Annotated in this window: 26 protein-coding genes and 1 pseudogene; 15 read left to right on the top strand and 12 right to left on the bottom strand. The window is 63.6% G+C overall.

Features of this window, described 5'->3' with window-relative positions:
- The 3 genes from JZZ72_RS03600 to JZZ72_RS03590 all read right to left on the bottom strand — a co-directional run.
- Positions 1 to 282, bottom strand: a 282-nt coding sequence (locus JZZ72_RS03600) for an RHS repeat domain-containing protein (RefSeq protein ID WP_236066221.1), incomplete at its 3' end; no start/stop codon positions are given.
- Between the two features lie 193 nt (positions 283 to 475).
- Entirely contained in the window at positions 476 to 1,615 is a 1,140-nt protein-coding gene (locus JZZ72_RS03595) for an MFS transporter (RefSeq protein WP_043859849.1), read from the bottom strand.
- A gap of 118 nt (positions 1,616 to 1,733) precedes the next feature.
- The gene (locus JZZ72_RS03590) at positions 1,734 to 3,227 is read right to left on the bottom strand and encodes an aldehyde dehydrogenase (RefSeq protein WP_043859850.1); all 1,494 of its coding nucleotides are present in this window, start codon (positions 3,225 to 3,227) and stop codon (positions 1,734 to 1,736) included.
- A gap of 193 nt (positions 3,228 to 3,420) precedes the next feature.
- On the opposite strand from JZZ72_RS03590, the gene JZZ72_RS03585 reads away from it, so the two are divergent.
- Positions 3,421 to 3,783, top strand: coding sequence for a cupin domain-containing protein (locus JZZ72_RS03585; RefSeq protein ID WP_043859851.1), 363 nt, complete (start codon positions 3,421 to 3,423; stop codon positions 3,781 to 3,783).
- A gap of 90 nt (positions 3,784 to 3,873) precedes the next feature.
- A complete protein-coding gene (locus tag JZZ72_RS03580) occupies positions 3,874 to 4,122 on the top strand; it encodes a hypothetical protein (RefSeq protein WP_370409248.1) in 249 nt (82 codons plus the stop codon).
- 68 nt (positions 4,123 to 4,190) lie between these two features.
- Here JZZ72_RS03580 and rpmG read toward each other — a convergent pair whose 3' ends face one another.
- Positions 4,191 to 4,346: a 50S ribosomal protein L33 gene (gene rpmG, locus JZZ72_RS03575; RefSeq protein ID WP_010225867.1), complete on the bottom strand. Its 156-nt coding sequence runs from the start codon at positions 4,344 to 4,346 to the stop codon at positions 4,191 to 4,193.
- A gap of 11 nt (positions 4,347 to 4,357) precedes the next feature.
- Positions 4,358 to 4,594 (bottom strand): 50S ribosomal protein L28, encoded by a 237-nt coding sequence (gene rpmB / locus JZZ72_RS03570; protein WP_043859852.1) that lies wholly within the window; start codon positions 4,592 to 4,594, stop codon positions 4,358 to 4,360.
- Between the two features lie 362 nt (positions 4,595 to 4,956).
- Between rpmB and JZZ72_RS03565 the strand changes: the two genes are divergently transcribed.
- Positions 4,957 to 6,546 carry an ABC transporter substrate-binding protein gene (locus tag JZZ72_RS03565; RefSeq protein WP_058541936.1) on the top strand — a complete coding sequence of 530 codons (1,590 nt, stop codon included), beginning with the start codon at positions 4,957 to 4,959 and terminating at the stop codon, positions 6,544 to 6,546.
- 147 nt (positions 6,547 to 6,693) lie between these two features.
- Positions 6,694 to 7,500 carry a hypothetical protein gene (locus JZZ72_RS03560; RefSeq protein WP_058541937.1) on the top strand — a complete coding sequence of 269 codons (807 nt, stop codon included), beginning with the start codon at positions 6,694 to 6,696 and terminating at the stop codon, positions 7,498 to 7,500.
- Between the two features lie 21 nt (positions 7,501 to 7,521).
- On the opposite strand, the gene radC is transcribed toward JZZ72_RS03560, so the two are convergent.
- Positions 7,522 to 8,202, bottom strand: coding sequence for a RadC family protein (radC, locus tag JZZ72_RS03555; protein WP_058541938.1), 681 nt, complete (start codon positions 8,200 to 8,202; stop codon positions 7,522 to 7,524).
- 135 nt (positions 8,203 to 8,337) lie between these two features.
- Between radC and coaBC the strand changes: the two genes are divergently transcribed.
- From coaBC to argB, 5 genes and pseudogenes are all read left to right on the top strand, one after another.
- The gene (coaBC, locus tag JZZ72_RS03550; RefSeq protein ID WP_058541939.1) at positions 8,338 to 9,546 is read left to right on the top strand and encodes a bifunctional phosphopantothenoylcysteine decarboxylase/phosphopantothenate--cysteine ligase CoaBC; all 1,209 of its coding nucleotides are present in this window, start codon (positions 8,338 to 8,340) and stop codon (positions 9,544 to 9,546) included.
- Between the two features lie 6 nt (positions 9,547 to 9,552).
- On the top strand, positions 9,553 to 10,008 hold the full coding sequence (gene dut / locus JZZ72_RS03545; RefSeq protein ID WP_043859857.1) for a dUTP diphosphatase: 456 nt from the start codon (positions 9,553 to 9,555) through the stop codon (positions 10,006 to 10,008).
- Positions 10,005 to 10,718, top strand: coding sequence for a hypothetical protein (locus JZZ72_RS03540; protein WP_058541940.1), 714 nt, complete (start codon positions 10,005 to 10,007; stop codon positions 10,716 to 10,718). Before dut ends, JZZ72_RS03540 begins: the two co-directional genes overlap by 4 nt.
- 169 nt (positions 10,719 to 10,887) lie before the next feature.
- Positions 10,888 to 12,264 (top strand): annotated as a pseudogene (locus JZZ72_RS03535) (phosphomannomutase/phosphoglucomutase); the annotation flags it as partial.
- 29 nt (positions 12,265 to 12,293) lie between these two features.
- Positions 12,294 to 13,199, top strand: a complete 906-nt coding sequence (gene argB / locus JZZ72_RS03530) for an acetylglutamate kinase (RefSeq protein WP_043859860.1) — start codon at positions 12,294 to 12,296, stop codon at positions 13,197 to 13,199.
- Positions 13,200 to 13,285: 86 nt separating this feature from the next.
- Here argB and pyrE read toward each other — a convergent pair whose 3' ends face one another.
- Positions 13,286 to 13,927: an orotate phosphoribosyltransferase gene (gene pyrE / locus JZZ72_RS03525; RefSeq protein WP_043859861.1), complete on the bottom strand. Its 642-nt coding sequence runs from the start codon at positions 13,925 to 13,927 to the stop codon at positions 13,286 to 13,288.
- 80 nt (positions 13,928 to 14,007) lie between these two features.
- Between pyrE and JZZ72_RS03520 the strand changes: the two genes are divergently transcribed.
- Positions 14,008 to 14,787 carry an exodeoxyribonuclease III gene (locus JZZ72_RS03520; RefSeq protein WP_043859862.1) on the top strand — a complete coding sequence of 260 codons (780 nt, stop codon included), beginning with the start codon at positions 14,008 to 14,010 and terminating at the stop codon, positions 14,785 to 14,787.
- Positions 14,788 to 14,919: 132 nt separating this feature from the next.
- Here the strand turns inward: JZZ72_RS03520 and JZZ72_RS03515 are convergent, their stop codons facing one another.
- Together JZZ72_RS03515 and rph are read right to left on the bottom strand one after the other, a co-directional pair.
- The gene (locus JZZ72_RS03515) at positions 14,920 to 15,285 is read right to left on the bottom strand and encodes a DUF4870 domain-containing protein (RefSeq protein WP_043861577.1); all 366 of its coding nucleotides are present in this window, start codon (positions 15,283 to 15,285) and stop codon (positions 14,920 to 14,922) included.
- A 12-nt stretch (positions 15,286 to 15,297) separates the two neighbouring features.
- Positions 15,298 to 16,020 (bottom strand): ribonuclease PH, encoded by a 723-nt coding sequence (rph, locus tag JZZ72_RS03510; RefSeq protein ID WP_043861576.1) that lies wholly within the window; start codon positions 16,018 to 16,020, stop codon positions 15,298 to 15,300.
- 264 nt (positions 16,021 to 16,284) lie between these two features.
- Here rph and JZZ72_RS03505 point away from each other — a divergent pair, with 264 nt between their 5' ends.
- Together JZZ72_RS03505 and gmk are read left to right on the top strand one after the other, a co-directional pair.
- Complete coding sequence (locus JZZ72_RS03505) at positions 16,285 to 17,148, top strand: YicC/YloC family endoribonuclease (RefSeq protein WP_043861575.1); 864 nt, start codon at positions 16,285 to 16,287, stop codon at positions 17,146 to 17,148.
- Between the two features lie 13 nt (positions 17,149 to 17,161).
- Entirely contained in the window at positions 17,162 to 17,782 is a 621-nt protein-coding gene (gene gmk, locus JZZ72_RS03500) for a guanylate kinase (RefSeq protein WP_043861574.1), read from the top strand.
- A gap of 18 nt (positions 17,783 to 17,800) precedes the next feature.
- Here gmk and JZZ72_RS03495 read toward each other — a convergent pair whose 3' ends face one another.
- The 3 genes from JZZ72_RS03495 to JZZ72_RS03485 all read right to left on the bottom strand — a co-directional run bounded on the left by JZZ72_RS03495 (position 17,801) and on the right by JZZ72_RS03485 (position 21,614).
- Positions 17,801 to 19,321 (bottom strand): APC family permease, encoded by a 1,521-nt coding sequence (locus tag JZZ72_RS03495; protein WP_043861573.1) that lies wholly within the window; start codon positions 19,319 to 19,321, stop codon positions 17,801 to 17,803.
- Positions 19,322 to 19,427: 106 nt separating this feature from the next.
- Positions 19,428 to 20,198 carry a gamma-glutamyl-gamma-aminobutyrate hydrolase family protein gene (locus JZZ72_RS03490; protein WP_054916675.1) on the bottom strand — a complete coding sequence of 257 codons (771 nt, stop codon included), beginning with the start codon at positions 20,196 to 20,198 and terminating at the stop codon, positions 19,428 to 19,430.
- A gap of 33 nt (positions 20,199 to 20,231) precedes the next feature.
- Positions 20,232 to 21,614 carry a glutamine synthetase family protein gene (locus tag JZZ72_RS03485; RefSeq protein WP_043861571.1) on the bottom strand — a complete coding sequence of 461 codons (1,383 nt, stop codon included), beginning with the start codon at positions 21,612 to 21,614 and terminating at the stop codon, positions 20,232 to 20,234.
- Between the two features lie 243 nt (positions 21,615 to 21,857).
- Between JZZ72_RS03485 and JZZ72_RS03480 the strand changes: the two genes are divergently transcribed.
- The 3 genes from JZZ72_RS03480 to spoT all read left to right on the top strand — a co-directional run bounded on the left by JZZ72_RS03480 (position 21,858) and on the right by spoT (position 25,436).
- Positions 21,858 to 22,748: a LysR family transcriptional regulator gene (locus tag JZZ72_RS03480; RefSeq protein ID WP_054916676.1), complete on the top strand. Its 891-nt coding sequence runs from the start codon at positions 21,858 to 21,860 to the stop codon at positions 22,746 to 22,748.
- Positions 22,749 to 23,000: 252 nt separating this feature from the next.
- Complete coding sequence (rpoZ, locus tag JZZ72_RS03475; protein WP_043861569.1) at positions 23,001 to 23,267, top strand: DNA-directed RNA polymerase subunit omega; 267 nt, start codon at positions 23,001 to 23,003, stop codon at positions 23,265 to 23,267.
- A 60-nt stretch (positions 23,268 to 23,327) separates the two neighbouring features.
- On the top strand, positions 23,328 to 25,436 hold the full coding sequence (gene spoT, locus JZZ72_RS03470; RefSeq protein WP_043861568.1) for a bifunctional GTP diphosphokinase/guanosine-3',5'-bis pyrophosphate 3'-pyrophosphohydrolase: 2,109 nt from the start codon (positions 23,328 to 23,330) through the stop codon (positions 25,434 to 25,436).
- Positions 25,437 to 25,453: the final 17 nt, after the last annotated feature.

Raw genomic sequence — 25,453 nt, 5'->3', positions numbered from 1 at the left:
GATCGCACTTACCAGGCCGCTTGGGGTGTAGGCAAATTCGGTCTTGTTGCCCAGCGGGTCGACCGTCTCTACCAGGTTGCCGCGCTCGTCGTAGTCGCGCAGCCAAAGGCCACCCTCGGCATCGCGGGTCTTAATCAGCTGGTCATGGTCGTCGTAGGCGTAATGCACCACGCTGTGGTCGGGACGGATGTGCTGCAGCAGGTTGCTACGCTCATCAAAGCTGTAGCGGTCCTGGCTACCGTCGGGGTGCACGTGGCGGATGATGTTCGAAAAAGTGCGCAACTTCTTGCGCAGTACTGTGCAAGAAGTTGCGCAGTTGGCTGCAGGCCACGTTTATTATGACCTGCAGCAATGTATGCACAGGTTTATCCACATTTTGGTGCGCAAGAAGTTGCGCAGCTGGGTGAAAGCGACGAAAGGTGAAATCCCCCGAGAATAGCGCTCCTCGAGGGGATTCAACCGGTACAAAGCGGCCCTAGGCCGTGGCAGGCTCGAAGGCATTCGGCCGCATCGCCAACAGCACCAGCCCGAACGCGCCCGCCGCCATCAGCAGCGGCAACGCATGCCCGCTCACCCACTGGCTGCCGGCCCCTGCAGCCAATGGCCCGATCAGGCAGCCGATGCCCCACAGCTGCGCCACGTGGGCGTTGGCGCGCACCAGCGCATCATCGCGATAGCGTTCGCCGATCAAGATCAGCGACAGGGTGAACAGGCCACCGGCACTGGCGCCGAACAGCACCCACAATGGCCAGATCGCCGGCGTGTGCATCAGCACCGGAATGGCCAGGCTCGACACCAGCAGGGTCATGGCGCAGCCGGTGAACAGCGTGCGGCGCGACATGTAGTCGGCCAGCGCCCCGATCGGCAGTTGCAGCACCGCATCGCCTACCACCACGGTACTGACCATGAACAGCGCCAGCTCGGTGGTGAAGCCCTGCTGCAGGCAGTACACCGGCAACAGGGTGAGGATCATCGCCTCGAACGCGGCGAACAGTGCAATGGCCCAGGCGATTACCGGCAAGCGCCGGCAGAAGCCCACCAGGTCACGCAGGCCCACACCACAGGCTTCAGCGCTGGGCGCCCCGCTGCGGCCGATCAGCACCAGCGGTGCCACCACCAGCAACCCGGCCCCGATCCAGAAGCCCAGGTCATCCTCCGAACCCAGCACGCCCAGCAGCAGCGGCCCGGCCAGCTGGCTGAGGGCATAGCTGCTGCCATACAGCGCCACCAGGCGGCCACGCCATTGCTCGACCACCAGCTGGTTGATCCAGCTTTCGCCAAGGATGAACACGATGGTCAGGATCACCCCGATCAGCAGGCGCAACGCCAGCCACACCGGATAGCTGGGCAGCAGCGCCAGCAGGCCGATGGACAACGCACCGGCCAGCAGGCACAGGCGCATCAGCGTGGCGGTGCCGAAATACGCCGCCAGGCGGCTGGACAGGCTGGCGCCAACCAGCACGCCAATTGCCGGCATCGCCGCCATCACGCCAATGGCAAAGCTGCCATAGCCCCAGCTCTCCAGACGCAGCGATACCAACGGCATGCTCACGCCCAGGGCAAGGCCGACGCTCAGAACCGACGACAGCACGGCGAAGTAGGTAGCCCAACGCATGTGTACTTCCTCGCAGAATGATGGATCGCCACAAGCAACACAGCCGGGCCTGCGCTAACGCAGGGCCCGGCTGTGGCGCGGATCGCTCGGGGCGCGGCACCAGGCCGCGCCCATGGCCTTACAGCTTGATCCAGGTGGCCTTGAGCTCGGTGTACTTGTCCAGTGCGTGCAGCGACTTGTCACGGCCGTTGCCCGACTGCTTGAAGCCACCGAACGGCGCAGTCATGTCGCCACCGTCGTACTGGTTGACCCACACGCTGCCGGCACGCAGGGCCTTGGCGGTCTTGTGCGCCTTGCTGATGTCGGCGGTCCATACACCTGCGGCCAGGCCGTAAGGGGTGTCGTTGGCGATCTGGATGGCTTCTTCGACGCTGTCGAAGGTGATCACCGACAGTACCGGACCGAAGATCTCTTCCTTGGCGATGCGCATGGCGTTGCTCACGCCGTCGAAGATGGTCGGTTCGACATAGGTGCCGCCGGTTTCTTCGAGGATGCGCTTGCCGCCCACCAGCAGCTTGGCGCCATCGGTGTGGCCAGCCTCGATGTAGGACAGCACGGTGTTCATCTGCTGGGTGTCGACCAGGGCACCAACGGTGGTGGCCGGGTCCAGCGGGTTGCCAGGCTTCCAGGCCTTGAGGGCCTCGAGTACCAGCGGCAGGAACTTGTCCTTGATCGAGCGCTCGACCAGCAGACGCGAACCTGCGGTGCACACTTCGCCCTGGTTGAAGGCGATGGCACTGGCCGCGGCGGCGGCAGCGGCGTTCAGGTCCGGGGCATCGGCGAACACGATGTTCGGGCTCTTGCCGCCGGCTTCCAGCCACACGCGCTTCATGTTCGATTCGCCGGCGTAGATCATCAGCTGCTTGGCGATCTTGGTCGAGCCGGTGAACACCAGGGTATCGACGTCCATGTGCAGGGCCAGAGCCTTGCCGACGGTGTGGCCGTAGCCAGGCAGCACGTTCAGCACGCCGGCCGGGATACCGGCCTCGATGGCCAGCTGGGCGATGCGGATGGCGGTCAGCGGGGACTTCTCGGACGGCTTGAGCACCACCGAGTTACCGGTGGCCAGCGCCGGGCCGAGTTTCCAGCTGGCCATCAGCAGGGGGAAGTTCCACGGCACGATGGCCGCTACCACACCCACAGGCTCGCGGGTTACCAGGCCTAGCTGGTCGTGCGGGGTGGCCGCGACTTCGTCGTAGATCTTGTCGATGGCTTCGCCGTTCCAGCTCAGTGCCTGGGCAGCGCCCGGCACGTCGATGTTCAGCGAGTCGTTGATCGGCTTGCCCATGTCGAGGGTTTCGAGCAGGGCCAGCTCCTCGACGTTCTGCTTGAGCAGCGCGGCGAAACGGATCAGGGTAGCCTTGCGCTTGGCCGGGGCCAGGCGTGACCACACGCCGGACTCGAAGGTGGCGCGGGCGTTTTCCACGGCGCGCTGGGCGTCGGCCTCGTCGCAGCTGGCGACCTGCGCCAGAAGGCGTCCGTCAACCGGGCTCAGGCACTCGAACGTGGCGTTGGAAACGGCGGCGGTGTATTCACCATTGATGAAAGCACGGCCTTCGATCTTGAGTTGCTGGGCACGCTGTTCCCAGTCCGCACGAGTCAGGGTGGTCATACGAAACTCCTCCTGTTGTTGAAATGCAGCGCCGCACGAGGGGCCAGGGCGCTGTCAGAATACGGCCGGAGCGATTGTCGCTCTACGGCACTCGACACCCTAAACTCTGGCACCTGAATTATCAATATATTTGACAATACATGGCCAAATGCCTAGTGATGTGCACTTTATTTAACAATCAGGGGACCCAAACATGAATATCCAGCAGATTGTCGACTTCGCACAGGTACTGACCGAGGCCGAGCGCTACCGCCCGGCTGCCGAAAAAGTGCTCAAGGGCGACCCGGAGCAGGCGGTCTACAACCATTACGCCAGCCCTTGCGGGCAATTCGCCGCTGGCGTGTGGGAGGGAGCGCCCGGGCAATGGACCGTCAATTACACTGAACACGAATACTGCGAGATCGTGCACGGCGTATCGGTGCTGCGCGACGAAGAAGGCAACGCCAAGACCCTGCGCACCGGTGACCGCTTCGTGATCCCGGCCGGCTTCAAGGGCACCTGGGAGGTGCTGGAGACCTGCCGCAAGATCTACGTGATGTTCGAGCCCAAGGCATAGGCCATAGATAGATACCGCCGCGCCAGCCCTCCCTGGCGCGAGCATGGCGAGGTCCTTATCCGGACCCACCTGAACTCAAGGAGCCTCACCATGCAAAAGGATCAACCGGTCGTCTGCCCCATCGAAGCGTTGCAACTGAGCAACGACGAAGTGCTCACCTGCATCGGCCGCCTGGTCGGCACCCGCTACGTGCCGACCGTGAAGGCCTACATCAGCGAACTGACCGGGCGCCAGCGCGTGGTCGGCATCGGCGAGATGTCGACCCGCGAAATGGACCCGCAACGCGTGAACATCAGCGGCAACGAGGCGGGCCTGATCAGCGGTTTCCATTTCGGCTGAACAGAAAATCGCCATAAAAAAAGGCCCGCATCGTGAGATGCGGGCCTTTTTTCGTAAGCCGGGATCAATTACTTGATCTTGGCTTCCTTGTAGATCACGTGCTTGCGAACAACCGGATCGAATTTTTTGATTTCGATTTTGTCCGGAGTGGTGCGCTTGTTCTTGTCGGTGGTGTAGAAGTGGCCGGTATTAGCGGTCGACACCAGACGGATCAATTCACGCATGATTTTCTCCCTTAGACCTTGGCGCCGTTACGGCGAATTTCGACCAGAACGGCATCGATGCCGCGCTTGTCGATGATACGCATGCCTTTGGCAGAAACGCGCAGACGCACGAAACGCTTCTCCGACTCGACCCAGAAGCGGTGATGCTGCAGGTTCGGCAGGAAACGACGACGGGTTTTGTTATTCGCGTGGGAAATGTTATTCCCGGTTACCGGACCCTTACCGGTAACTTGACAGACTCTCGACATGCCTCAGCCCTCTAAAACCACATGCCCAACCCGGCATGGGTTGGCCGCTTAATCTCTCAGTCTTTGGCGCCAGGCGCCGTGTTTCTTCAGGGTCTTATCGGCAAGATCTGCAGATGCGACAAACCGAGCCCCTAGAAAAGAGCGCTGCTTTATACCAGAAAGGCCGGGGTACAACAACATTTGATGTGATCGCACGATGCATGAATCAACCCAGGCCGCCCGGATGCAGGGCTTCCAGCGACAAAACCGCTCGTCGCAATATTCCTTGAAAAAGGAGTTGGCCATTTACGGCCTTGCGCACTAGGGTAGGAGTTTTCCAGACTGCACGGGCAGATGGGCCATTGATCAGCCAAGGAGTCACCATGCGTCGTGCCGCTTTACCCCTGTTGCTCGCAGCGCTGCTAAGCCCCGCACTGGCCCAGGCAGGCGCCTTGAGCGTATGTACCGAGGCCAGCCCCGAAGGCTTTGACGTGGTGCAGTATAACGCGCTGACCACCACCAATGCTTCTGCCGATGTGCTCATGAACCGGCTGGTGGAATTCGACGCCACCAGCGGCAAGGTGGTGCCGAGCCTGGCCGAAAGCTGGACGGTATCGGCCGACGGCCTGGTCTACGACTTCAAGCTGCGCCCGGGGGTAAAGTTTCACAGTACGCCGTACTTCAAGCCCAGCCGCGTGCTGAACGCCGACGACGTGCTGTTCAGCTTCCAGCGCATGCTCTACCCCGCCCACTCCTGGCACAAGATCACCCAGAGCGGCTACCCGCATGCCCAGTCGTTGCAGCTGCCCAGCCTCATCAAGCAGGTGGAGGCACCCGATCCGCTGAGCGTGCGCTTTACCCTCGACCATCCGGACGCGACCTTCCTCGCCACCCTGAGCATGGGCTTCGCCTCGATCTATTCGGCCGAATACGCCGACCAGTTGCTCAAGGCCGGCACCCCGGAGAAGCTCAACAGCCAGCCGATCGGCACCGGCCCGTTCGTGTTCCAGCGTTTCCAGAAGGACGCAGTGATCCGCTACCGCGCCAATGCCGACTATTTTGCCGGCAAGCCGAGCGTCGACCCGCTGATTTTCGCGATCACCCCCGACGCCAACGTGCGCCTGCAGAAACTGCGGCGCAACGAGTGCCAGATCGCCCTGTCGCCCAAGCCGCTGGACGTTGCGGCAGCCGCCGAAGACGCAAACCTGAAGGTCGAGAAGACCGAGGCGTTCATGACCGCGTTCGTCGCGATCAACAGCCAGCACCCGCCGCTGGACAAGGTCGAGGTACGGCAGGCGATCAACCTGGCGCTCGACAAGACCAGCTACCTCAAGGCCGTGTTCGAAGGCACCGCAGTCGCCGCTGAAGGCCCCCTGCCGCCCAACACCTGGAGCTACGCCAAGGACTTGCCGGGTTACCCGACCGACGCGACCAAAGCCAAGGCGCTGCTGGTCAAGGCCGGGTTGCCGGACGGCTTCAGCACCACAATCTGGACGCGCCCTTCGGGAAGCCTGCTCAACCCCAACCCGAGCCTGGGGGCACAACTGCTGCAGGCAGACCTGGCGAAGGTCGGCATCAAGGCCGAGATTCGCGTGATCGAATGGGGCGAGCTGATCCGCCGTGCCAAGGCCGGTGAGCACGATTTGCTGTTCATGGGCTGGGCCGGCGACAACGGCGACCCCGACAACTTCCTCAGCCCGCAGTTTGCCTGCCCGGCAGTCGAGTCGGGGACCAACTTCGCGCGGTACTGCGACAAGCGCCTGGACCAGTTGATCAGTGCCGGCAAGACCACCAACGACCAGAGCGTGCGCAGCCGCCTGTACCAGCAGGCCCAGGGGCTGATCCAGCAGCAGGCGCTGTGGCTGCCACTGGCGCACCCCACGGCAGCGGTGCTGATGCGCAAGGATGTGGAGGGCTACACGGTCAGCCCGTTCGGCCGGCAGGACTTTGCCACGGTGAAGACCGCACGCTGAACGACTCGCGCCTGCAGGCTTCTGACAGCGTCCTCTGGTAGCCCGAAGGACACTGCAGCAGCCTGCAGCGCGTGTTCAGCCGCCAGGTGACTCTCGCCATCGACTTACGATGGTTGCCCAGCGAACCGCACCGTACGGATAGCCGCATTGGATATTGAATACTGGACCGAAGCGGCTATCGCCGGCCTCACCGTGGCACTGATACTCGGCCCGGTGGTCTTCGGCGCACTGCTTCTCTACATTGCCACCCAGCGATTGGCCGAAGCACTCGAGCACCTTCACAACTCGCCGCTGGTTGACGCTCATCGGTACAGCCTCAACCTGGGCCTGCGCCAGCGATTCAGGGCAGTGGGCGACATTGCCGGCCTGTTGGCCTACCCCGATTGCCCGGTCGAGTTCGGGGGCCTGAGCGCAGAGGACATCAAGCGCTTCCCCGGCAACCTCAGAACGCTGCTGGTTCTTAGCCACCACCTCAGGCTGGCAATGCTGGCCGTTCTGGTGCTGCTGGCCCTTGCCCTGCAGGTGCTCAAAGCCGTTCAGCACCAGGGCGAGCCGACGGAGTTCGGGCTCGGCGGGTATTCACCCTATTGGCTGCCCCTTGCACTGCAACTGCCTTGCATCGCCGGCCTGGGGTGGGTCGCCACCCAGTACGCACAGGCTGGCATGCGCTACATGACCAGTGCATCCCGGTACCTTGCCAACTGCAAGGCGGTGGTGAATCGACAGCGCCCGGTGATGTACAACACGGTGTTTGGCAGAATCGTGTTTACCGTATGCATCGCTGCGCTTCTGGCTCATGCGAAGCTCTTCATCAGAACAGGATCGCTGCAGGCCGCAGACGTGGAGTCCTTTCCAGCCACGATCAGAACCGAGCTTGTGGTGCGTCACTACCTGCTGCTGGCTTCGGTTGTCGGGCTGGCTGCGTCGTTTGTTGCAACAAAGCTGATCGACTAGTACCGCCCACGCACAGCAGCGTCAGGCAGCGAACAAGCCCCGCTCCACCATCGACAATGGCTCCCCATCGCCGATGATGATGTGATCCAGCACCCGCACCTCGATCAGGCCCAGGGCTTTCTGCAAGCGCAGGGTCAGATTGATATCTGCCTGGCTTGGCTCGGAAACACCTGACGGATGATTGTGGCAAAGGATCAATGCTGCGGCATTTCTGGCCAACGCACGCTTGATGACTTCCCGAGGGTAGACGTTGGCACTGCTGATGGACCCGCGGAACAACGCCTCGAACCCTAGAGGACGGTGCTTGTTGTCCAGGTACAGGCAGCCGAACACCTCGCTTTCTTCATGACGCAGCATCGATTTCAGGTAACGCCGGACCGCCCCCGGGCTCTGCAACGCCGGGTCGCGGATGATGGTTTCGGCCAAGTGCCGGCGCCCAATCTCCATCACCGCCTGCAGTTGCGCATACTTCGCCGGGCCCAGCCCCAGCTCGCGCTGAAACGTCGGCTGATCGGCCTCCAGCAGTTGCCGCAAGCCGCCAAACTGCTGCAACAGGTGGCGCGCCAGGTCCACCGCGCTCTTGCCTGCCACACCGGTGCGCAGGAACACCGCCAGCAACTCGGCGTCCGACAGGCTCGCGGCCCCTCGCTCCAGCAACTTCTCCCGCGGGCGTTCCGCCGACGGCCAATCCCTGATACCCATAGCTGTCCCTCTGTCTGTGTGTGGCTGCTCCCCATTTCAGCCCTGTGCTATCGTAGCCCCCTCTTTTTACGCGACGATTCGGCCTGGGGAGGCGTCGTCGCCGCGTGCAAACACTGATCAAAGAAAGGCAAGCCTATGCAGCGGCTGTATCGGAAACGCATCGTTCTTGGCGTCGGCGGCGGCATTGCTGCCTACAAGAGCGCCGAGCTGGTTCGCCGACTCCTGGAGCACGGCGCGCAAGTGCGCGTCGTCATGACCCACGGCGGGGCCGAATTCATCACCCCGCTGACCATGCAGGCCCTGTCCGGGCACCCCGTGCACATGGACCTGCTCGACCCTGCCGCCGAAGCGGCGATGGGCCATATCGAACTGGCCAAGTGGGCCGACCTGGTGCTGATCGCACCTGCCACCGCCGACCTGATCGCGCGCCTGGCGCAAGGCGTTGCCAACGATCTGCTGACCACCCTGGTACTGGCTACCGACGCCACCGTGGCGCTGGCACCGGCCATGAACCAGGCCATGTGGCGCGACCCGGCCACCCAGGCCAACCTGCAGCTGCTGCAAAGCCGCGATATCCAGGTGTTCGGCCCGGCCTCCGGCAGCCAGGCCTGTGGCGACGTGGGCCTTGGCCGCATGCTCGAAGCCACCGACCTGGCCTGGTGCGCCGCCGAAACCTTCAAGCGCCAGTCGCTGACCGGCAAGCACGTGCTGATTACCGCAGGCCCGACCCAGGAAAACATCGACCCGGTGCGCTACATCACCAATCATAGCTCGGGGAAGATGGGCTTTGCCCTGGCCGAAGCGGCGGTGGAAGCCGGTGCTCGGGTAACCCTGGTGACAGGGCCGGTGCACCTGCCCACACCCGACCGGGTGACCCGTATCGACGTGGTGAGCGCGCGGGACATGCTCGCCGCGTGCGAAGCGGCGATCCCGTGCGATGTGTTCATCGCATCGGCTGCGGTTGCGGACTACCGCCCCGAAGTCGTCGCCCCGCAAAAGCTCAAGAAAGACCCTACGACAGGTGACGGCCTGCTGCTGCAGATGGTGCGCAACCCGGACATTCTGGCCACCATCGCCACCCGCCCCGACCGCCCGTTCAGCGTCGGCTTTGCCGCCGAGACCGAACACCTGCTCGATTACGCCGCGCGCAAGCTCAAGGACAAGAACCTCGACCTGATCGTCGCCAATGACGTGGCCAACCCCAGCATCGGCTTCAACAGCGAGGAGAACGCCTGCAGCGTGATCGATCGCCAACTTCAAGCAACACTCTTTGCACAGACCAGCAAGGGCAAGATCGCCCGTCAGCTGGTAGCCTTCATCGCCGAACGTCTCAACCAGGTTTAACTCTGCATGCACGCCTTACAAGCCAAGATTCTCGATCCGCGCCTTGGCAGCGAATTCCCGCTGCCGCAATACGCCACCCCCGGTTCTGCCGGCCTCGACCTGCGCGCCATGCTCAAGGAAGAGACCGTCCTGGAGCCGGGCCAGACCATACTGATCCCTACCGGCCTGTCGATCTACGTCGGCGACCCGGGCCTGGCCGCGCTGATCCTTCCGCGCTCGGGCCTGGGCCACAAGCACGGCATCGTGCTGGGCAATCTGGTCGGCCTGATCGATTCGGACTACCAGGGCGAGCTGATGGTGTCGTGCTGGAACCGCGGCCAGACCCCTTTCACCATCGCCATCGGCGAGCGCATTGCGCAACTGGTGCTGGTACCGGTGGTACAGGCGCACTTCGACATCGTCGAAACCTTCGACGAAACCCAGCGTGGCGCTGGCGGCTTCGGCCATTCGGGCAGCCATTGAACAACGCGCGAGCCCTGCTGCCAGGCCTGTATTGGGGCCTGGCCGGCATGCTCGTCGCCGGGCTCGCGGTGTGGCTGACGCTGGTAATCCCTCTGCAACGCGAGCAACGTAACCTGCAGACGTATTTTCCGGCCTTCGGGCTGGTCATTGCGCTCGACCAGCAGATCGCCCGTCTGGTGTCCGAGGTCGACACCGTGGCCCGCCATCCGGCCCTGCTTGCCGCCGCCAAGGCGGCTGACGCCCGCCAGGCGCGCCAGGTGCTGGACGACTTCAGCTACCTCGAAGGGTTGGTCAGCAGTCGGTTGCTCACGCCCGGCCAGGCCAGGCGCGAGAGCCTCCACGACCGCTCACTCAGCCCGCCATTGCTGGACATGATCGGGCGAGCCGAACGCGGGGTACCACCGAACCTGGAGGCCCACCCGACCAACGGGCAACTGCATATCCACAGTGTCACGCCCATTCGAGGCAGTGCGACAGGCCCGGTGCAGGCTGTGCTGCTCATGACTTTCGAGCTGCAACGTGTAAGTGCTGCTCTGAAAATAGACATGCCGGAAATCGGCAAGGCCAGCCTCGTGCAAGGCGTGTTCGACGACCCTCAGGCCGTACTGGCCAGCGCAGGCGAAAGTGATAGCCCGGCAATAACCCCGATAGGGACCTTCAACGATGCATGGAGCCTGCACTTTCAGCCCGGGTCGATCTTCCAGAGGTGATCGACGGATGAATGGCCCGGCTCAAGAACTCTATGTCGAAAATGCCGTCAAAGCCGGACATCTTTAGCCGCGCGGCGCGCCGGGTGCCTGCAGCGCATGCCGACCGTCGACCCAACATAGCCCCTTCCAATTGGAGTTTCCCCAGGTGAGCAACATGGAACGCATGACCCCGAACCTCCCCGCCAGCATCTTCCGCGCCTACGATATCCGAGGTGTGGTCGGCGAAGGCCTCACCGCCGAAACCGCCTACTGGATCGGCCGCGCCATCGGTGCACAGAGCCTGGCCCAGGGCGAGCCGCATGTATCGGTTGGCCGCGACGGTCGCCTGTCCGGCCCGATGCTGGTCGAGCAACTGATCAAGGGCCTGGTCGAGGCCGGGTGCAAGGTCACCGATGTCGGCCTGGTGCCCACGCCCGCCCTGTACTACGCCGCCAACGTGCTGGCCGGCAAGTCCGGGGTGATGCTCACGGGCAGCCACAACCCGCCGAACTACAACGGCTTCAAGATCGTCATCGCTGGCGACACCCTGGCCAATGAGCAGATCCAGGCCCTCCTGATTCGCCTGCAGACCAACGACCTCACCCGCGGCGAAGGCAGCGTCGAGAAGGTCGAGATCCTGGACCGCTACTTTACCCAGATCACCGGCGACATCAAGCTGGCGAAGAAGCTCAAGGTGGTGGTGGACTGCGGCAACGGCGCCGCCGGGGTGATCGCCCCGCAGCTGATCGAGGCGCTGGGCTGCGAGATGATCCCGCTGTTCTGCGAGGTCGACGGCAACTTCCCCAACCACCACCCCGACCCGGGCAAGCCGGAAAACCTGGTGGACCTGATCGCCAAGGTCAAGGAAAGCGGCGCCGACCTGGGCCTGGCCTTCGACGGTGACGGCGACCGTGTCGGCGTAGTGACCAACACCGGCAACATCGTCTACCCCGATCGCCTGCTGATGCTGTTCGCCCAGGACGTGCTGGCGCGCAACCCGGGCGCCGAGATCATCTTCGACGTCAAATGCACCCGCCGCCTGACCCCGCTGATCGAACAGTACGGCGGCCGCGCGCTGATGTGGAAGACAGGTCATTCGTTGATCAAGAAGAAGATGAAGCAGACTGGCGCCCTGCTGGCCGGCGAGATGAGCGGGCATATCTTCATCAAGGAGCGCTGGTACGGTTTCGACGACGGCATCTACAGCGCCGCGCGCCTGCTGGAGATCCTGAGCAAGGCCGATAGCGATGCCGAAACGCTGTTCGCGGCGTTCCCGAACGATATTTGTACCCCTGAAATCAACATTGATGTGACGGACGAGGGTAAATTCAGCATCATTGAGGCACTGCAACGCGACGCCGACTGGGGCCAAGACGCCAACCTGACCACCATCGATGGTGTACGGGTCGACTACCCCAACGGCTGGGGCCTGGTTCGCGCCTCCAACACCACGCCGGTGCTGGTACTGCGCTTCGAGGCCGACAGCGAAGCCGAGCTGCAGCGAATCAAGGACGTGTTCCTTGCCCAGCTCAAGCGCGCAGCCCCTGATCTGCAACCAACGTTCTGACCGACCCCTTGTTCCAACTGGAGCCCTGCATGACCCTTGATCGTGATGCCGCCACCCATGTCGCCCAGGTACTGTCCGAAGCGCTGCCCTACATCCGCCGCTTTGTCGGCAAGACGCTGGTGATCAAGTACGGCGGCAACGCGATGGAGAGCGAAGAGCTCAAGACCGGCTTCGCCCGCGACGTGGTGCTGATGAAGGCAGTCGGCATCAACCCGGTGGTGGTGCACGGCGGCGGCCCGCAGATCGGCGACCTGCTCAAGCGCCTGTCCATCGAAAGCCGGTTTGTCGATGGCATGCGCGTCACTGATGCGCAGACCATGGACGTGGTGGAGATGGTGCTCGGCGGCCAGGTGAACAAGGACATCGTCAACCTGATCAACCGTCATGGCGGCAGCGCCATCGGTCTGACCGGCAAGGACGCCGAGCTGATTCGCGCCAGGAAGCTCACCGTCACCCGCCAGACGCCAGAGATGACCAGCCCTGAAATCATCGACATCGGTCATGTGGGCGAAGTGGTCGGGGTGAACACCGACCTGCTGAACATGCTGGTCAAGGGCGACTTCATCCCGGTGATCGCGCCAATCGGCGTGGGCGCCAACGGCGAGTCGTACAACATCAACGCCGACCTGGTGGCAGGCAAGGTGGCCGAAGCGCTCAAGGCCGAGAAGCTGATGCTGCTGACCAACATCGCCGGCCTGATGGACAAGCAGGGCACCGTGCTCACCGGCCTGACCACCGAGCAGGTTGACGAACTGATCGCGGACGGCACCATCTACGGCGGCATGCTGCCCAAGATCCGTTGCGCACTGGAAGCAGTACAGGGCGGCGTGCACAGCTCGCACATCATCGACGGCCGCGTGCCGAATGCGGTGCTGCTGGAAATTTTCACCGACAGTGGCGTGGGTACCCTGATTACCAATCACGAACCGCGCTGAGGCATCCGCCGGCAAGGCCGGCTCCTACAGGAGCGGGCCACCACAGGTACAAAAAAGGCGACCCGCGGGTCGCCTTTTTGTTTGCCTCAGATACCGTACTGGGCCCGGTAGGCCTCGACGGCCGGCAAGTGCTGCTTGAGCGCCGGGTCATCGGCGAGGAACTGCAGCACCTGGGTCAGCGATACGATGCTGACCACCGGAATGCCGAAGTCACGCTCCACTTCCTGGATCGCCGACAGGTCGCCGTTGCCACGCTCCTGGCGATTCATCGCGATCAGTACGCCCGCCGCCCTGGCCTGCTGGCCCTGGATGATCTGCATCACCTCGCGGATGGCCGTGCCGGCAGTGATCACGTCGTCGATGATCAGCACGTCGCCTGCCAGTGGCGAGCCCACCAGGCTGCCACCCTCGCCGTGCGCCTTGGCTTCCTTGCGGTTGAAGCACCACGGCACATCCAGCCCATGGTGCTCGGCCAGTTGCACCGCCGTCGCGGCAGCCAGGGGGATGCCCTTGTAGGCCGGGCCGAACAGCACGTCGAACGGGATCTTGCTGTCGACGATCGCCGCCGCATAGAACCGACCGAGCTGAGCCAGGGCAGCGCCACTGTTGAACAGGCCGGCGTTGAAGAAATACGGGCTGATGCGGCCCGACTTGAGGGTGAACTCACCGAAGCGCAGAACCCCACGATCGATGGCAAAACGAATGAATTCGCGCTGATACGGCTGCATGAAGAGTCCCGGCTACCACAGATTTAGCTAAATGAGTACAGCTCGGGTATCATACACGCACGAGATTTTTGGGGCCATTTATGCGGATCATCAGTGTGAACGTTAATGGCATTCAGGCTGCAGTCGAGCGTGGTTTGCTCAGTTGGCTACAAGCCCAGAATGCCGACGTCATCTGCCTTCAGGATACCCGCGCCTCGGCCTTTGAACTCGACGACCCAGCTTTCCAGCTCGATGGCTACTTCCTTTATGCCTGCGATGCAGAAGTTCCAGCCCAAGGCGGCGTGGCACTCTACTCGCGTTTGCAGCCCAAGGCAGTCATCAGCGGCCTGGGCTTCGAGACAGCCGATCGCTACGGGCGTTACCTGCAGGCCGATTTCGACAAAGTCAGTATTGCCACCTTGCTGTTGCCTTCGGGCATGAACGGTGACGAAGACCTCAACCAGAAATTCAAGTTGATGGACGACTTCGGCAAATACCTGGACAAGCAGCGCCGCAAGCGTCGCGAGTACATCTACTGCGGCTCGCTGTATGTGGCGCAGCAGAAGCTCGACGTGAAGAACTGGCGCGACGGCCAGCAGTCGCCAGGTTTCCTGGCGCCAGAGCGGGCCTGGATGGACGAGATCGTCGGAAACATGGGCTATGTGGATGCGTTGCGCGAAGTCAGCCGTGAGGGCGACCAGTACAGCTGGTGGCCGGACAACGAGCAGGCCGAGATGCTCAACCTGGGCTGGCGTTTCGACTACCAGCTGCTGACCCCGGGCCTGCGCCGCTTCGTACGAAGCGCTCGCCTGCCGCGTCAGCCACGCTTCTCCCAGCATGCGCCACTGATCGTGGACTATGACTGGACGCTGACGATCTGATCGCTCAGCCACAAAAAAGCCGACTGCGTGTCGGCTTTTTCGTATCTGGCCTTCGGGCCCTTTCGCCGGCAAGGCCGGCTCCTACCGGGTCAACACAACCGCCGTAGGAGCCGGCCTTGCCGACGAAGCATGTCAGGTCAGCACACGCCAGGCCCAGGGATAACGAAAGGCCTTGCCCTGCTTGACCTTGACCGCCGCAATGACGATCAGTACCGCCACCCCCAGCGAGATGATGGTCAGCGCCAGCTTGGCCATCGGTACGGTAAACCCCACCACGCACACCATGCCCAGCAGGGTCATGGTCAGCTGGAAGTTCACCGCCTCCTTGCCCTGGGCGTCGACGTACGGGTCGATCCCGCGCTTGAACCACCACAAGGCCAGCGGCGCGATCAGGTTGGCGAACGGCACCACCATGCCGGCAGCCGCCGCCAGGTGGCACAACATGCCCCAATGACGGGCTGCATCACCGGGCATCGGCGCGTTGGACGGCTCGGCCATGTCGACTCCCGATCAGTCCGCCAGCGCGGCCTGCTGCAGTTGGAACAGGTCGGTCATGCCCTTCTGCGCCAGCGCCAGCATGGCGTTGAGCTCTTCAGGCTGGAACGGAGCCCCTTCGGCGGTGCCCTGGACTTCGATGAAACCACCGGCGCTGGTCATCACCACGTTCAGGTCGGTTTCGGCCGCCGAATCTTCCGGGTAGTCCAGGTCGAGCACCGGCACGCCCTGGTACATGCCGACCGATACGGCCGCAATCATGTGCTTGACCGGGTCGCCGCCCTTCAGGCCGCCACGCTTCTTGACCACGCGCAGGGCGTCGACCAGCGCAACCATGGCACCGGTGATCGACGCGGTGCGGGTGCCGCCATCGGCCTGGATCACGTCGCAGTCGACGTACAGGGTGATGTCGCCCAGCTTGCTCATGTCCAGCGCGGCGCGCAGCGAGCGGCCGATCAGGCGCTGGATTTCGAGGGTACGACCACCCTGCTTGCCGCGGCTGGCTTCGCGCTGGTTGCGCTCGCCGGTGGCGCGCGGCAGCATGCCGTACTCGGCGGTCAGCCAGCCCTGGCCCTGGCCTTTGAGGAAGCGCGGTACGCCGTTCTCGACGCTGACCGTGCAGATGACTTTGGTGTCTCCGAACTCGACCAGTACAGACCCCTCGGCGTGTTTGGTGTAGTTGCGGGTGATGCGGATCGAGCGCAGCTGATCGGCAACGCGACCACTTGGACGTTTCATTTGGGCTACCTGTACTGGATATGAATCTGCCCGGCATTATAGGGCTACAGGGCCCTCGGTGGACATGCCTGCGGCCAAATGCACGGCCAGCCGATCATCGGCGCACCACGCCACAAGCCCCGATCTGGCCGCGCCGCCCGGTATTTGCGGCGCCCTGCCCGCTGCTTTGTAGCATCAGCGCATTGGGAGCCGGCGCCGCACTGCGTTACAATCCTGCGCCTTTGCAGGCTGTCGGCTTGCTCCCTAATCTGCGAGGTACTTCCCATGGTGCACAGCATGACCGCCTTCGCCCGCGTCGAGCAGGCCGGGACCCAGGGCACACTGATCTGGGAACTGCGCTCGGTCAATCATCGCTACCTCGAGCCGCACCTGCGCCTGCCCGAAGCCCTGCGCGACCTCGAAGGCGCGGTGCGCGAGTCCCTGCGCCAGGGCCTGTCGCGCGGCAAGGTCGAATGTACCCTGCGCTTCAATGAAGAGAACGCCGGCAAGCCGCTGCAGGTCGACCGCGAGCGTGCCGCTCAGCTGGTCGCCGCCGCCGAGACCGTGGCCGGCCTGATCAAGCAGCCCGGCCCCCTCAACCCGCTCGAGGTGTTGGCCTGGCCGGGCGTGCTGGTGGCCGATGCCAGCGACCCGCAGGCGCTCAATGCCGAGGCCATGGGCCTATTCGAACAGGCCCTCAAGGAGCTCAAGAACGGCCGCAACCGCGAAGGCGCGGAACTCGCCCGACTGATCAACGAGCGCCTCGACAGCATGAGCGAGGAAGTCACCACCCTGCGCGCCCTGGTGCCGCAGATGCTCGCCGCCCAGCGCCAGAAGGTGCTGGACCGCTTTGCCGACATGCAGGCCGAACTCGACCCGCAGCGTCTGGAGCAGGAGATGGTGATGCTGGCGCAGAAGAGCGATGTGGCCGAAGAACTCGACCGCCTCAGCACGCATGTAACCGAAGTGCGCCGCGTGCTCACGTCGGGCGGCGCCGCCGGCCGGCGCCTGGATTTCCTGATGCAGGAACTCAACCGCGAAGCCAACACCCTGGGCTCCAAAGCCTTTGACACACGCAGCACCCAAGCGGCGGTCAACCTCAAGGTTCTGATCGAGCAGATGCGTGAACAAGTACAGAACATCGAGTAAGGCCACCCCTACCATGACCCACAGCAGCGGCACCCTTTTCATCGTCTCGGCCCCTTCGGGCGCCGGCAAGACCAGCCTGGTCAAGGCGCTCACCGACGACCTCAACCACATTCGCGTGTCGGTCTCGCACACCACGCGGGCCATGCGTCCGGGCGAGCATGACGGGGTGAACTACCACTTCGTCGACCGCGCCGAGTTCGACCGCATGATCGCCCAGGGCGACTTCCTGGAGCAGGCCGAAGTCTTCGGCAACTGCTACGGCACCTCGCGCAGCGCACTGCAGCAGACCCTTGACCAGGGCCATGACCTGATCCTGGAAATCGACTGGCAGGGTGCACAGCAGGTGCGCAAGCTGATGCCCGAGGCGCGTTCGATCTTCATCCTGCCGCCCAGCCAGCAGGCCCTGCGCCAGCGCCTGACCAACCGCGGCACTGACAGCGACGAGATCATCGAAGGGCGCATGCGCGAGGCGGTCAGCGAGATGGTGCATTACGACGAATACGAGTTCGTCATCATCAACGACGACTTCGCCACGGCACTGGACGACCTCAAGGCGGTGTTCCGTGCCAACCGCCTGCAGCGCGGCCAGCAGCAGCAACGTCACAGCGAACTGCTCAGGCAACTGCTTGCCTGAGCAGCGTGCCCCGGCCGCTTAACCGCGGCCGGGCACCGTTGCGTGACGGCGCAGGGTCATGCCCAGGAAGAACGCCGGCGCACGCAGGCGCGACAGCATCATCAGCACCAGGCCCAGCAGGGTGATGATCATCGCGATCACGAACACCAGCCCCAACCCCCCTACATGCGAACCGCTGCCGAACGACGGCGAAGCACTGTCATAGGCTGTCTGCAGGAAGATCACCGAAAGAATGCCGCCGCCCAGCAACGGGCACAGGCCGCGCATCAGGAAGTGACGCAGGCTGTCGGTGAGGCTGTGGCGGAAGTACCACACGCAGGCGAACGCGGTCAGCGAGTAGTAGAAGCAGATCATCATGCCCAGGGCAGTGATGGTGTCGGCCAGCACGTTCTCGCTCAGGGTACGCATGGTGACGTAGAACACGCCTGCGGCCACGCCGGCACAGATGGTGGCATAACGCGGGGTTTTCGAACGCGGGCAGACGCTCGCGAAGCGCTCCGGCACTGCGCCGTAGTACCCCATCGCCAGCAGCGTGCGCGCCGGCGAAACGAAGGTCGACTGCAACGAGGCCGCGGTGCTGGCCAGTACCGCGATCGACATCAGGATCGCCAGTGGCCCCATCACCGGGCCGGCCAGGTGGGCGAAGACGTTTTCCTGGATACGCGGGTTGCCCAAGCCCAGGCCGATATCGCTGATGCCGGCAAACTGCAGGGTGGCAATTGCGGTCACCAGGTACAGGCCCAGAATCAGCAGCACGGTCAGGGTCGCTGCCTTGCCCGGTACGTCATCGCTGCCCACCGATTCTTCGCTGATGCTCAGACACACGTCCCAGCCCCAGAAGATGAAGATCGACAGCGACAGGCCGGCGGTGAAGGCCGAGAACGACTCCACCCCGAACGGGTTGAACCAGTCCATCTCGAAGGTCAGCGGCGGCGCCTCCGACGACCCGCCGAATGCGGCCATGGCAAAACCCAGCAGCACGATCAGTTGCAGCGCCACCAGGCCGTACTGCACGGTCATGGTGGTGGCGATGCCGCGACAGCAGATCCACACGGCCATGGCGATGAACACGCAACAGGTGGTCACATTGACCAGCAGGTTGTCGGCCAGCGCCGCCACCTCGTGTTTGCCGGTGATCTGCCCGAGGAACAGATAGAAGAAGTCCACCGCCACACCGGCGAGGTTCGACAACACGATGGTGGTGGCGGTGACCAGCCCCCAGCCACCGATCCAGCCGATCATCGGGCCGAAGGCACGTACCGACCAAGTGAACGAGGTGCCGCTGTCGGGTTCGGCGGCATTCAGCTCGCGATAACCCAGCGCCACCAGCAACATGGGCAGGAAACCGACGATGAACACCGCCGGCAGGTGGGCGCCGACTTCGCGTACGGTCGGGCCGAGGGCGCCGGTGAGGGTATACACCGGCGCAATAGTGGAAATGCCCAGCACGATGCTGGCCAGCAGTCCGAGCCGGCCCTTGGCCAGCCCTTTGGATCGCCCGCCCACACCTGGGGACAGGCCTGCTTTGTGTTCGCTCATGAGTAGTTGCCGTCACTATTGGTATTATTTTCCGGGCCCCCCGTGGGGTGCCCGCTATCACTCAATGAAACTTGTTGCAGTGCATCGCCGGCTCAGCCGGGTGACCTCATAGGGCCTTCTCCCGGCGTAGCGCATGGGCGATGCAGGCTTCGCGAAACGCCTCGAACAGGCGCAGCGACACCGGGTTTTCGGCAAAGCGGTATTCCGGGTGCCATTGCACACCGACCACAAAGCCTGGGGCGTCATCCATGGACACAGCTTCGATCAGTCCATCGGGAGCCAGGGCTTCGGCGCGCAGGCCGGCGGCCAGGCGATCGATGCCCTGGCTGTGCAGCGAGTTGACCATGAAGCGGGCAGGCAGCCCCATCTGCTCGAATTTCCCCCCGGGCTGACATGTCACCAGGTGGCGGGGGCTGTATTGCTCTTCCAGCGGCGCATCCTGCGACTCGCGATGGTCCAGGTAGCCTGGCAGCTCCTGCACACGCTGGTGCAAGGTGCCGCCCAGGCTGACGTTGAGTTCCTGGAAGCCCCGGCACACGCAGAACACCGGTACACCCCTGGCAATCGCGGCCTGCAGCAGCGGCAGGGTCAGCCGGTCACGAAACACGTCGTGGCGGGTGCCTTCCACGCTGGGGGCGCCATTGTAATGATGCGGCTCGACATTAGAAGGCGAACCGGTAAAAAGAATGCCATCCAGATGCTCCAGCACAAGGTTCGGGTCGCTTGCGACGTCCCGGGCCGGGAGAATCAGCGGCAATCCGGCAAAACCGGCCGCCTCGACATACTTGTCGCCCACGGTATGCGACGAGTTCTTGCCCAGTTGCTGGCGGCAAGCACTCACACCAATCAGGGGCAGCCGCCCTGCGCGCTCGTTCATCGGTTAAGCCTCCGTTGCAGCTTTATCCAGCCATCACACCGTATGCAGGTACCAGTTGTATTCGAGGTCGGAGATCGACACTTCGAACTCCGCCATCTCGCTTTCCTTGCAGGCCACGAAGATGTCGATGTAGTCGGGGCTGATGTACTGGTTCAGCACCTCGCTGTCATCGAGCTCGCGCAGCGCATCGCGCAGGTTGTTCGGCAGGCTCTGCTCCAGTTGCTCGTAGGAGTTGCCCTCGACCGGCTCGCCCGGGTCGACCTTGTTGGTCAGGCCGTGGTGAATGCCGGCCAGGATCGAAGCCATCATCAGGTACGGGTTGGCATCGGCGCCGGCCACGCGGTGCTCGATACGTACGGCATCGCTGCTGCCGGTAGGCACGCGCACGGCCACGGTACGGTTGTCCAGGCCCCAGCTCGGGGCATTGGGCACGTAGAACTGCGCGCCGAAACGGCGGTAGGAGTTCACGTTGGGGCACAGGAAGGCCATCGATGCCGGCATGGTTTCGAGCACGCCGCCGATGGCGTGGCGCAGGGTTTCGCTGTTTTCGGGGTCGTCGGTTGCGAAGATGTTCTTGCCGGTCTTCTTGTCCAGCAGCGAGATGTGCACGTGCAGGCCGTTGCCCGCCTGGCCAGGGTACGGCTTGGCCATGAAGGTGGAGTCCATCTCATGGTCGTAGGCGATGTTCTTGATCAGGCGCTTGAGCAGCACTGCGTAGTCGCAGGCCTTCATCGCGTCAGCCACGTGGTGCAGGTTGACCTCGAACTGCGCCGGGGCGCTTTCCTTGACGATGGCATCGGCCGGGATACCTTGCTCCTTGGCCGCTTCGAGCATGTCCTGCAGGCAGTCGACATACTCGTCCAGGTCATCGATCAGGTAAACCTGGGTCGATTGCGGGCGTTTGCCGGAGATCGGCGAGCGCGGCGGCTGCGGGCGACCGTTCAGGTTGTCCTGGTCGATCAGGTAGAACTCCAGCTCGAACGCGGCGCAGATATCCAGGCCCAGCGCGTCGAACTTCTCCACCACGCCGCGCAGCACTTCGCGCGGGTCGGCGAAGAATGGCGTGCCGTCCAGTTCATGCATGGTCATCAGCAGCTGCGCGGTGGGGCGCTTCTGCCAGGGCTCGAAGCTCAAGGTGCCGGGGATCGGGTAGCAGATACGGTCGGCGTCGCCGATGTCCAGGCCCAGGCCAGTGCTTTCGACGGTGGAACCGTTGATGTCCAGGGCAAACAGCGAAGCCGGCAGGTTGATGCCTTTTTCGTAGACCTTGACCAGGCTCGCACGCTCGATGCGCTTGCCACGCACCACGCCGTTCATGTCTGCAATCAGCAGATCGACAAATTGCACCTCAGGGTGGGCCTTGAGAAATTCACCCATCTCGTCGAGAGGGATGGCGCACGGGGAGACCGACGTCATGGCTAGGCATCCTTTGATTTTTTATCGGGCGGCAATGGAGGAGGTGTTACTGCGCTATCGGGAGCGGCGATGGTTTCATTTGTTCTTTTTAAGGTTCCCATCGTGGGGAATGCCGAACGCCGCGGCATTGCACGGTCGTTCCAGGTTCTGACAACGTCGCGGATTGATTCACGACTGCCGCCTCACTATAGAATGGCCCCCACGCAACAGACATTGGCATTTAGGCAAGCAAAGAGTGCACCCATGCAATATCAGATCAGTCACGCCGACCTTTCCCTGGTGCTCGCGCTGGTACGCGGACGCTCCCTGGCCAAGGCTGCAGACCTGCTGCGGGTCGATGTGTCGACGGTGTTCCGCTCGATCCGGCGCATGGAGGCCGCACTGGGCACCGCGCTGTTCGTGAAGAGCCGCAAGGGCTACATCCCTACCGGCACCGCCCAGGCCCTGGCCGAGCAGGCCGAACGTGCCGAGCAGGCGCTGGATGCGGCGCGGGTGGCGCTGGAGCACGGCGAACAGGTGGTCAGCGGCACGGTGCGCCTGACCTGTACCGATGCGGTGCTGCACAGCCTGCTGCTGCCGGCCCTGGCCGACTTCATGCCGGCATACCCGGCCCTGTCACTGGAACTGGCGACCTCCAACACCTTCGCCAACCTCAGCCGGCGCGACGCCGACCTGGCGCTGCGCCTGACCAATTCGCCACCCGAGCACCTTGTGGGGCGCTGCCTGGGGGCGGCCTCGTATGTGGTGTGCGGGCGCGAGGAGTACCGCGAGCGGCTGGCCGAGGCCCCGGCCAGCGTGCCCTGGATTGCCCCCGACGACTCCATGCAGGACCACGCCACAGTGGTGTGGCGCAGTCAGCAGCTGCCGGGGGTGATGCCGCGCTATCGCTGCAGCGGAATCGCGGCGATTGCACAACTGGTGGCGGCCGGGCTGGGGGTGGCTGCCCTGCCCGACTACATGGCCGACACCTTGCCGGGGGTGGAACAGTTGAGCGGTGCCCTGCCCGGGTGCAATACCGAGCTGTGGCTGCTGACCCGCCCCGATTGCCGTGCGCTGCGTTCGGTGCAGACCCTGTTCGACGAATTGACCCCGCGTTTGCGCGGGATGCTGGGGCGCCAGGAGGGTCAGGCCTGACTTTCGGGCCCCTTCGCCGGCAAGGCCGGCTCCCACGGGGCAGGTGCGCAGTTCTGCAGGCGCCGACCTGCCGGCCAAGCATTTGAATCCACTCCCACAAGACAGTTGTGCTAGAGCCTCACAACTGGTTATTGTCGGCTTACACAAGTCTCGACGTGAAATCAGCGCTTCCCTAAAGGCTGGTGATTTTTTAAACTATCGAGTCCGCTCGCCCATTCGGGCTGAACACCGCATTTGCTACTGAGGAAGACCATGGCCCGCGTAACCGTTGAAGATTGTCTAGAACACGTGGATAACCGCTTTGAGCTGGTCATGCTGTCTACCAAGCGTGCCCGCCAACTGGCCACCGGCGGCAAAGAGCCGAAAGTGGCGTGGGAAAACGACAAGCCGACCGTCGTCGCCCTGCGCGAAATCGCCGAAGGCATCTGCACCCCAGAATTCATGGCCGAACAGGACATCGTCCACGAAGACCCGGTCTTCGCTGCATTCGGTGAGGACGAGGCCAACGAGGCCGTCTAAGTCCATGCCTGGTCGACGTTGTACGGCGCAGGGCCCACTTTCTCGGCAGGAGCTAACATCGTGCCGAGCATAGACGCCCTCGCCGATCGCCTCTCGACCTACCTCGGCGCCGACCAGGTCAACCTGGTACGCCGGGCGTATTTCTACGCCGAACAAGCCCACGACGGCCAGCGCCGTCGCAGCGGCGAGCCATACGTCACGCACCCGCTGGCGGTGGCAAGCATTCTTGCCGACATGCACATGGACCATCAGAGCCTGATGGCCGCCATGCTGCATGACGTGATCGAAGACACCGGAATCGCCAAGGAAGCCCTCAGTTCCCAATTCGGCGAAACCGTCGCCGAACTGGTCGATGGCGTCAGCAAGCTGACCCAGATGAACTTCGAGACCAAGGCCGAAGCCCAGGCCGAAAACTTCCAGAAGATGGCCATGGCCATGGCCCGCGACATTCGCGTGATCCTGGTCAAGCTGGCCGACCGCCTGCACAACATGCGCACCCTGGAAGTGCTGTCGGGCGAAAAACGCCGGCGCATCGCCAAGGAAACCCTCGAGATCTACGCCCCCATCGCCAACCGCCTGGGCATGCACACTGTGCGCGTGGAGTTCGAGGACCTGGGCTTCAAGGCCATGTACCCGATGCGCTCGGCGCGTATCTACCAGGCAGTCAAGCGTGCCCGCGGCAACCGCAAGGAGCTGGTCAACAAGATCGAGGAATCGCTCAGCCACTGCCTGGCCGTGGACGGTATCGAAGGCGAGGTCAGCGGGCGGCAGAAGCACATCTACGGCATCTACAAGAAGATGCGCGGCAAGCGCCGCGCCTTCAACGAGATCATGGACGTGTACGCCTTCCGCATCGTGGTCGACAAGGTCGACACCTGCTATCGCGTGCTCGGCGCCGTGCACAACCTGTACAAGCCGCTGCCGGGGCGCTTCAAGGACTACATCGCGATCCCCAAGGCCAACGGCTACCAGTCGCTGCATACCACCCTGTTCGGCATGCACGGCGTGCCCATCGAGATCCAGATCCGCACCCGCGAGATGGAAGAGATGGCCAACAACGGCATCGCGGCGCACTGGCTGTACAAGTCCAGTGACGACGAGCAGCCCAAGGGCACCCATGCCCGGGCGCGCCAGTGGGTCAAGGGCGTGCTGGAAATGCAGCAGCGCGCGGGCAACTCGCTCGAATTCATCGAAAGCGTGAAGATCGACCTGTTCCCGGACGAGGTCTACGTGTTCACGCCCAAAGGCCGCATCATGGAGCTGCCAAAGGGCTCCACGGCGGTCGACTTTGCCTACGCGGTGCATACCGACGTCGGCAACAGCTGCATCGCGTGCCGCATCAACCGCCGCCTGGCACCGCTGTCCGAACCGCTGCAGAGCGGCTCGACGGTCGAGATCGTCAGCGCCCCGGGCGCACGACCGAACCCGGCCTGGCTGAACTTCGTGGTCACCGGCAAGGCGCGCACCCATATCCGCCATGCCCTGAAGCTGCAGCGCCGCTCCGAATCGATCAACCTGGGCGAGCGCCTGCTCAACAAGGTGCTCAACGGTTTCGACAGCGCGCTGGACAAGATCCCCCAGGAGCGCATCCAGGCCATGCTGGCCGAGTATCGCCTCGAAGTGATCGAAGACCTGCTCGAAGATATCGGCCTGGGCAACCGCATGGCCTACGTAGTGGCCCGCCGCCTGCTCTCCAGCGAAGGCGAGCAGTTGCCCAACCCCGAGGGTCCTCTGGCCATTCGCGGCACCGAGGGCCTGGTGCTCAGCTACGCCAAGTGCTGCACGCCGATTCCGGGCGACCCGATCGTCGGGCACCTGTCGGCGGGCAAGGGCATGGTGGTGCACCTGGAGAACTGCCGCAACATCAGCGAAATTCGCCACAACCCGGAAAAATGCATCCAGCTGTCCTGGGCCAAGGATGTCACCGGCGAATTCAATGTCGAGCTGCGCGTCGAGCTGGAACACCAGCGCGGCCTGATTGCCCTGCTGGCCAGCAGCGTCAACGCCGCCGACGGCAACATCGAGAAGATCAGCATGGACGAACGTGATGGCCGCATCAGCGTGGTCCAGCTGGTGGTCAGCGTGCACGACCGTGTGCACCTGGCCCGCGTGATCAAGAAACTGCGTGCCCTGACCGGGGTGATTCGCATCACCCGCATGCGCACGTAGCCCTCCCCCTGCAAGGA

This window comes from Pseudomonas palmensis (assembly GCF_017848315.1).
GTDB lineage: Bacteria > Pseudomonadota > Gammaproteobacteria > Pseudomonadales > Pseudomonadaceae > Aquipseudomonas > Aquipseudomonas palmensis.
The sequence above is the reverse complement of the archived record's forward strand: the minus strand, read 5'-3'. Positions and strand labels throughout refer to the sequence as shown.

Excerpts from the sequence above, each read along its gene's own strand:
- JZZ72_RS03595 (WP_043859849.1), bottom strand. The coding sequence starts at position 1,615 with ATGCGTTGGGCTACCTACTTCGCCGTGCTGTCGTCGGTTCTGAGCGTC.
- JZZ72_RS03590 (WP_043859850.1), bottom strand. The coding sequence starts at position 3,227 with ATGACCACCCTGACTCGTGCGGACTGGGAACAGCGTGCCCAGCAACTC.
- JZZ72_RS03585 (WP_043859851.1), top strand. The coding sequence starts at position 3,421 with ATGAATATCCAGCAGATTGTCGACTTCGCACAGGTACTGACCGAGGCC.
- JZZ72_RS03580 (WP_370409248.1), top strand. The coding sequence starts at position 3,874 with ATGCAAAAGGATCAACCGGTCGTCTGCCCCATCGAAGCGTTGCAACTG.
- rpmG (WP_010225867.1), bottom strand. The coding sequence starts at position 4,346 with ATGCGTGAATTGATCCGTCTGGTGTCGACCGCTAATACCGGCCACTTC.
- rpmB (WP_043859852.1), bottom strand. The coding sequence starts at position 4,594 with ATGTCGAGAGTCTGTCAAGTTACCGGTAAGGGTCCGGTAACCGGGAAT.
- JZZ72_RS03565 (WP_058541936.1), top strand. The coding sequence starts at position 4,957 with ATGCGTCGTGCCGCTTTACCCCTGTTGCTCGCAGCGCTGCTAAGCCCC.
- radC (WP_058541938.1), bottom strand. The coding sequence starts at position 8,202 with ATGGGTATCAGGGATTGGCCGTCGGCGGAACGCCCGCGGGAGAAGTTG.
- coaBC (WP_058541939.1), top strand. The coding sequence starts at position 8,338 with ATGCAGCGGCTGTATCGGAAACGCATCGTTCTTGGCGTCGGCGGCGGC.
- dut (WP_043859857.1), top strand. The coding sequence starts at position 9,553 with ATGCACGCCTTACAAGCCAAGATTCTCGATCCGCGCCTTGGCAGCGAA.
- argB (WP_043859860.1), top strand. The coding sequence starts at position 12,294 with ATGACCCTTGATCGTGATGCCGCCACCCATGTCGCCCAGGTACTGTCC.
- pyrE (WP_043859861.1), bottom strand. The coding sequence starts at position 13,927 with ATGCAGCCGTATCAGCGCGAATTCATTCGTTTTGCCATCGATCGTGGG.
- JZZ72_RS03520 (WP_043859862.1), top strand. The coding sequence starts at position 14,008 with ATGCGGATCATCAGTGTGAACGTTAATGGCATTCAGGCTGCAGTCGAG.
- JZZ72_RS03515 (WP_043861577.1), bottom strand. The coding sequence starts at position 15,285 with ATGGCCGAGCCGTCCAACGCGCCGATGCCCGGTGATGCAGCCCGTCAT.
- rph (WP_043861576.1), bottom strand. The coding sequence starts at position 16,020 with ATGAAACGTCCAAGTGGTCGCGTTGCCGATCAGCTGCGCTCGATCCGC.
- JZZ72_RS03505 (WP_043861575.1), top strand. The coding sequence starts at position 16,285 with ATGGTGCACAGCATGACCGCCTTCGCCCGCGTCGAGCAGGCCGGGACC.
- gmk (WP_043861574.1), top strand. The coding sequence starts at position 17,162 with ATGACCCACAGCAGCGGCACCCTTTTCATCGTCTCGGCCCCTTCGGGC.
- JZZ72_RS03495 (WP_043861573.1), bottom strand. The coding sequence starts at position 19,321 with ATGAGCGAACACAAAGCAGGCCTGTCCCCAGGTGTGGGCGGGCGATCC.
- JZZ72_RS03490 (WP_054916675.1), bottom strand. The coding sequence starts at position 20,198 with ATGAACGAGCGCGCAGGGCGGCTGCCCCTGATTGGTGTGAGTGCTTGC.
- JZZ72_RS03485 (WP_043861571.1), bottom strand. The coding sequence starts at position 21,614 with ATGACGTCGGTCTCCCCGTGCGCCATCCCTCTCGACGAGATGGGTGAA.
- JZZ72_RS03480 (WP_054916676.1), top strand. The coding sequence starts at position 21,858 with ATGCAATATCAGATCAGTCACGCCGACCTTTCCCTGGTGCTCGCGCTG.
- rpoZ (WP_043861569.1), top strand. The coding sequence starts at position 23,001 with ATGGCCCGCGTAACCGTTGAAGATTGTCTAGAACACGTGGATAACCGC.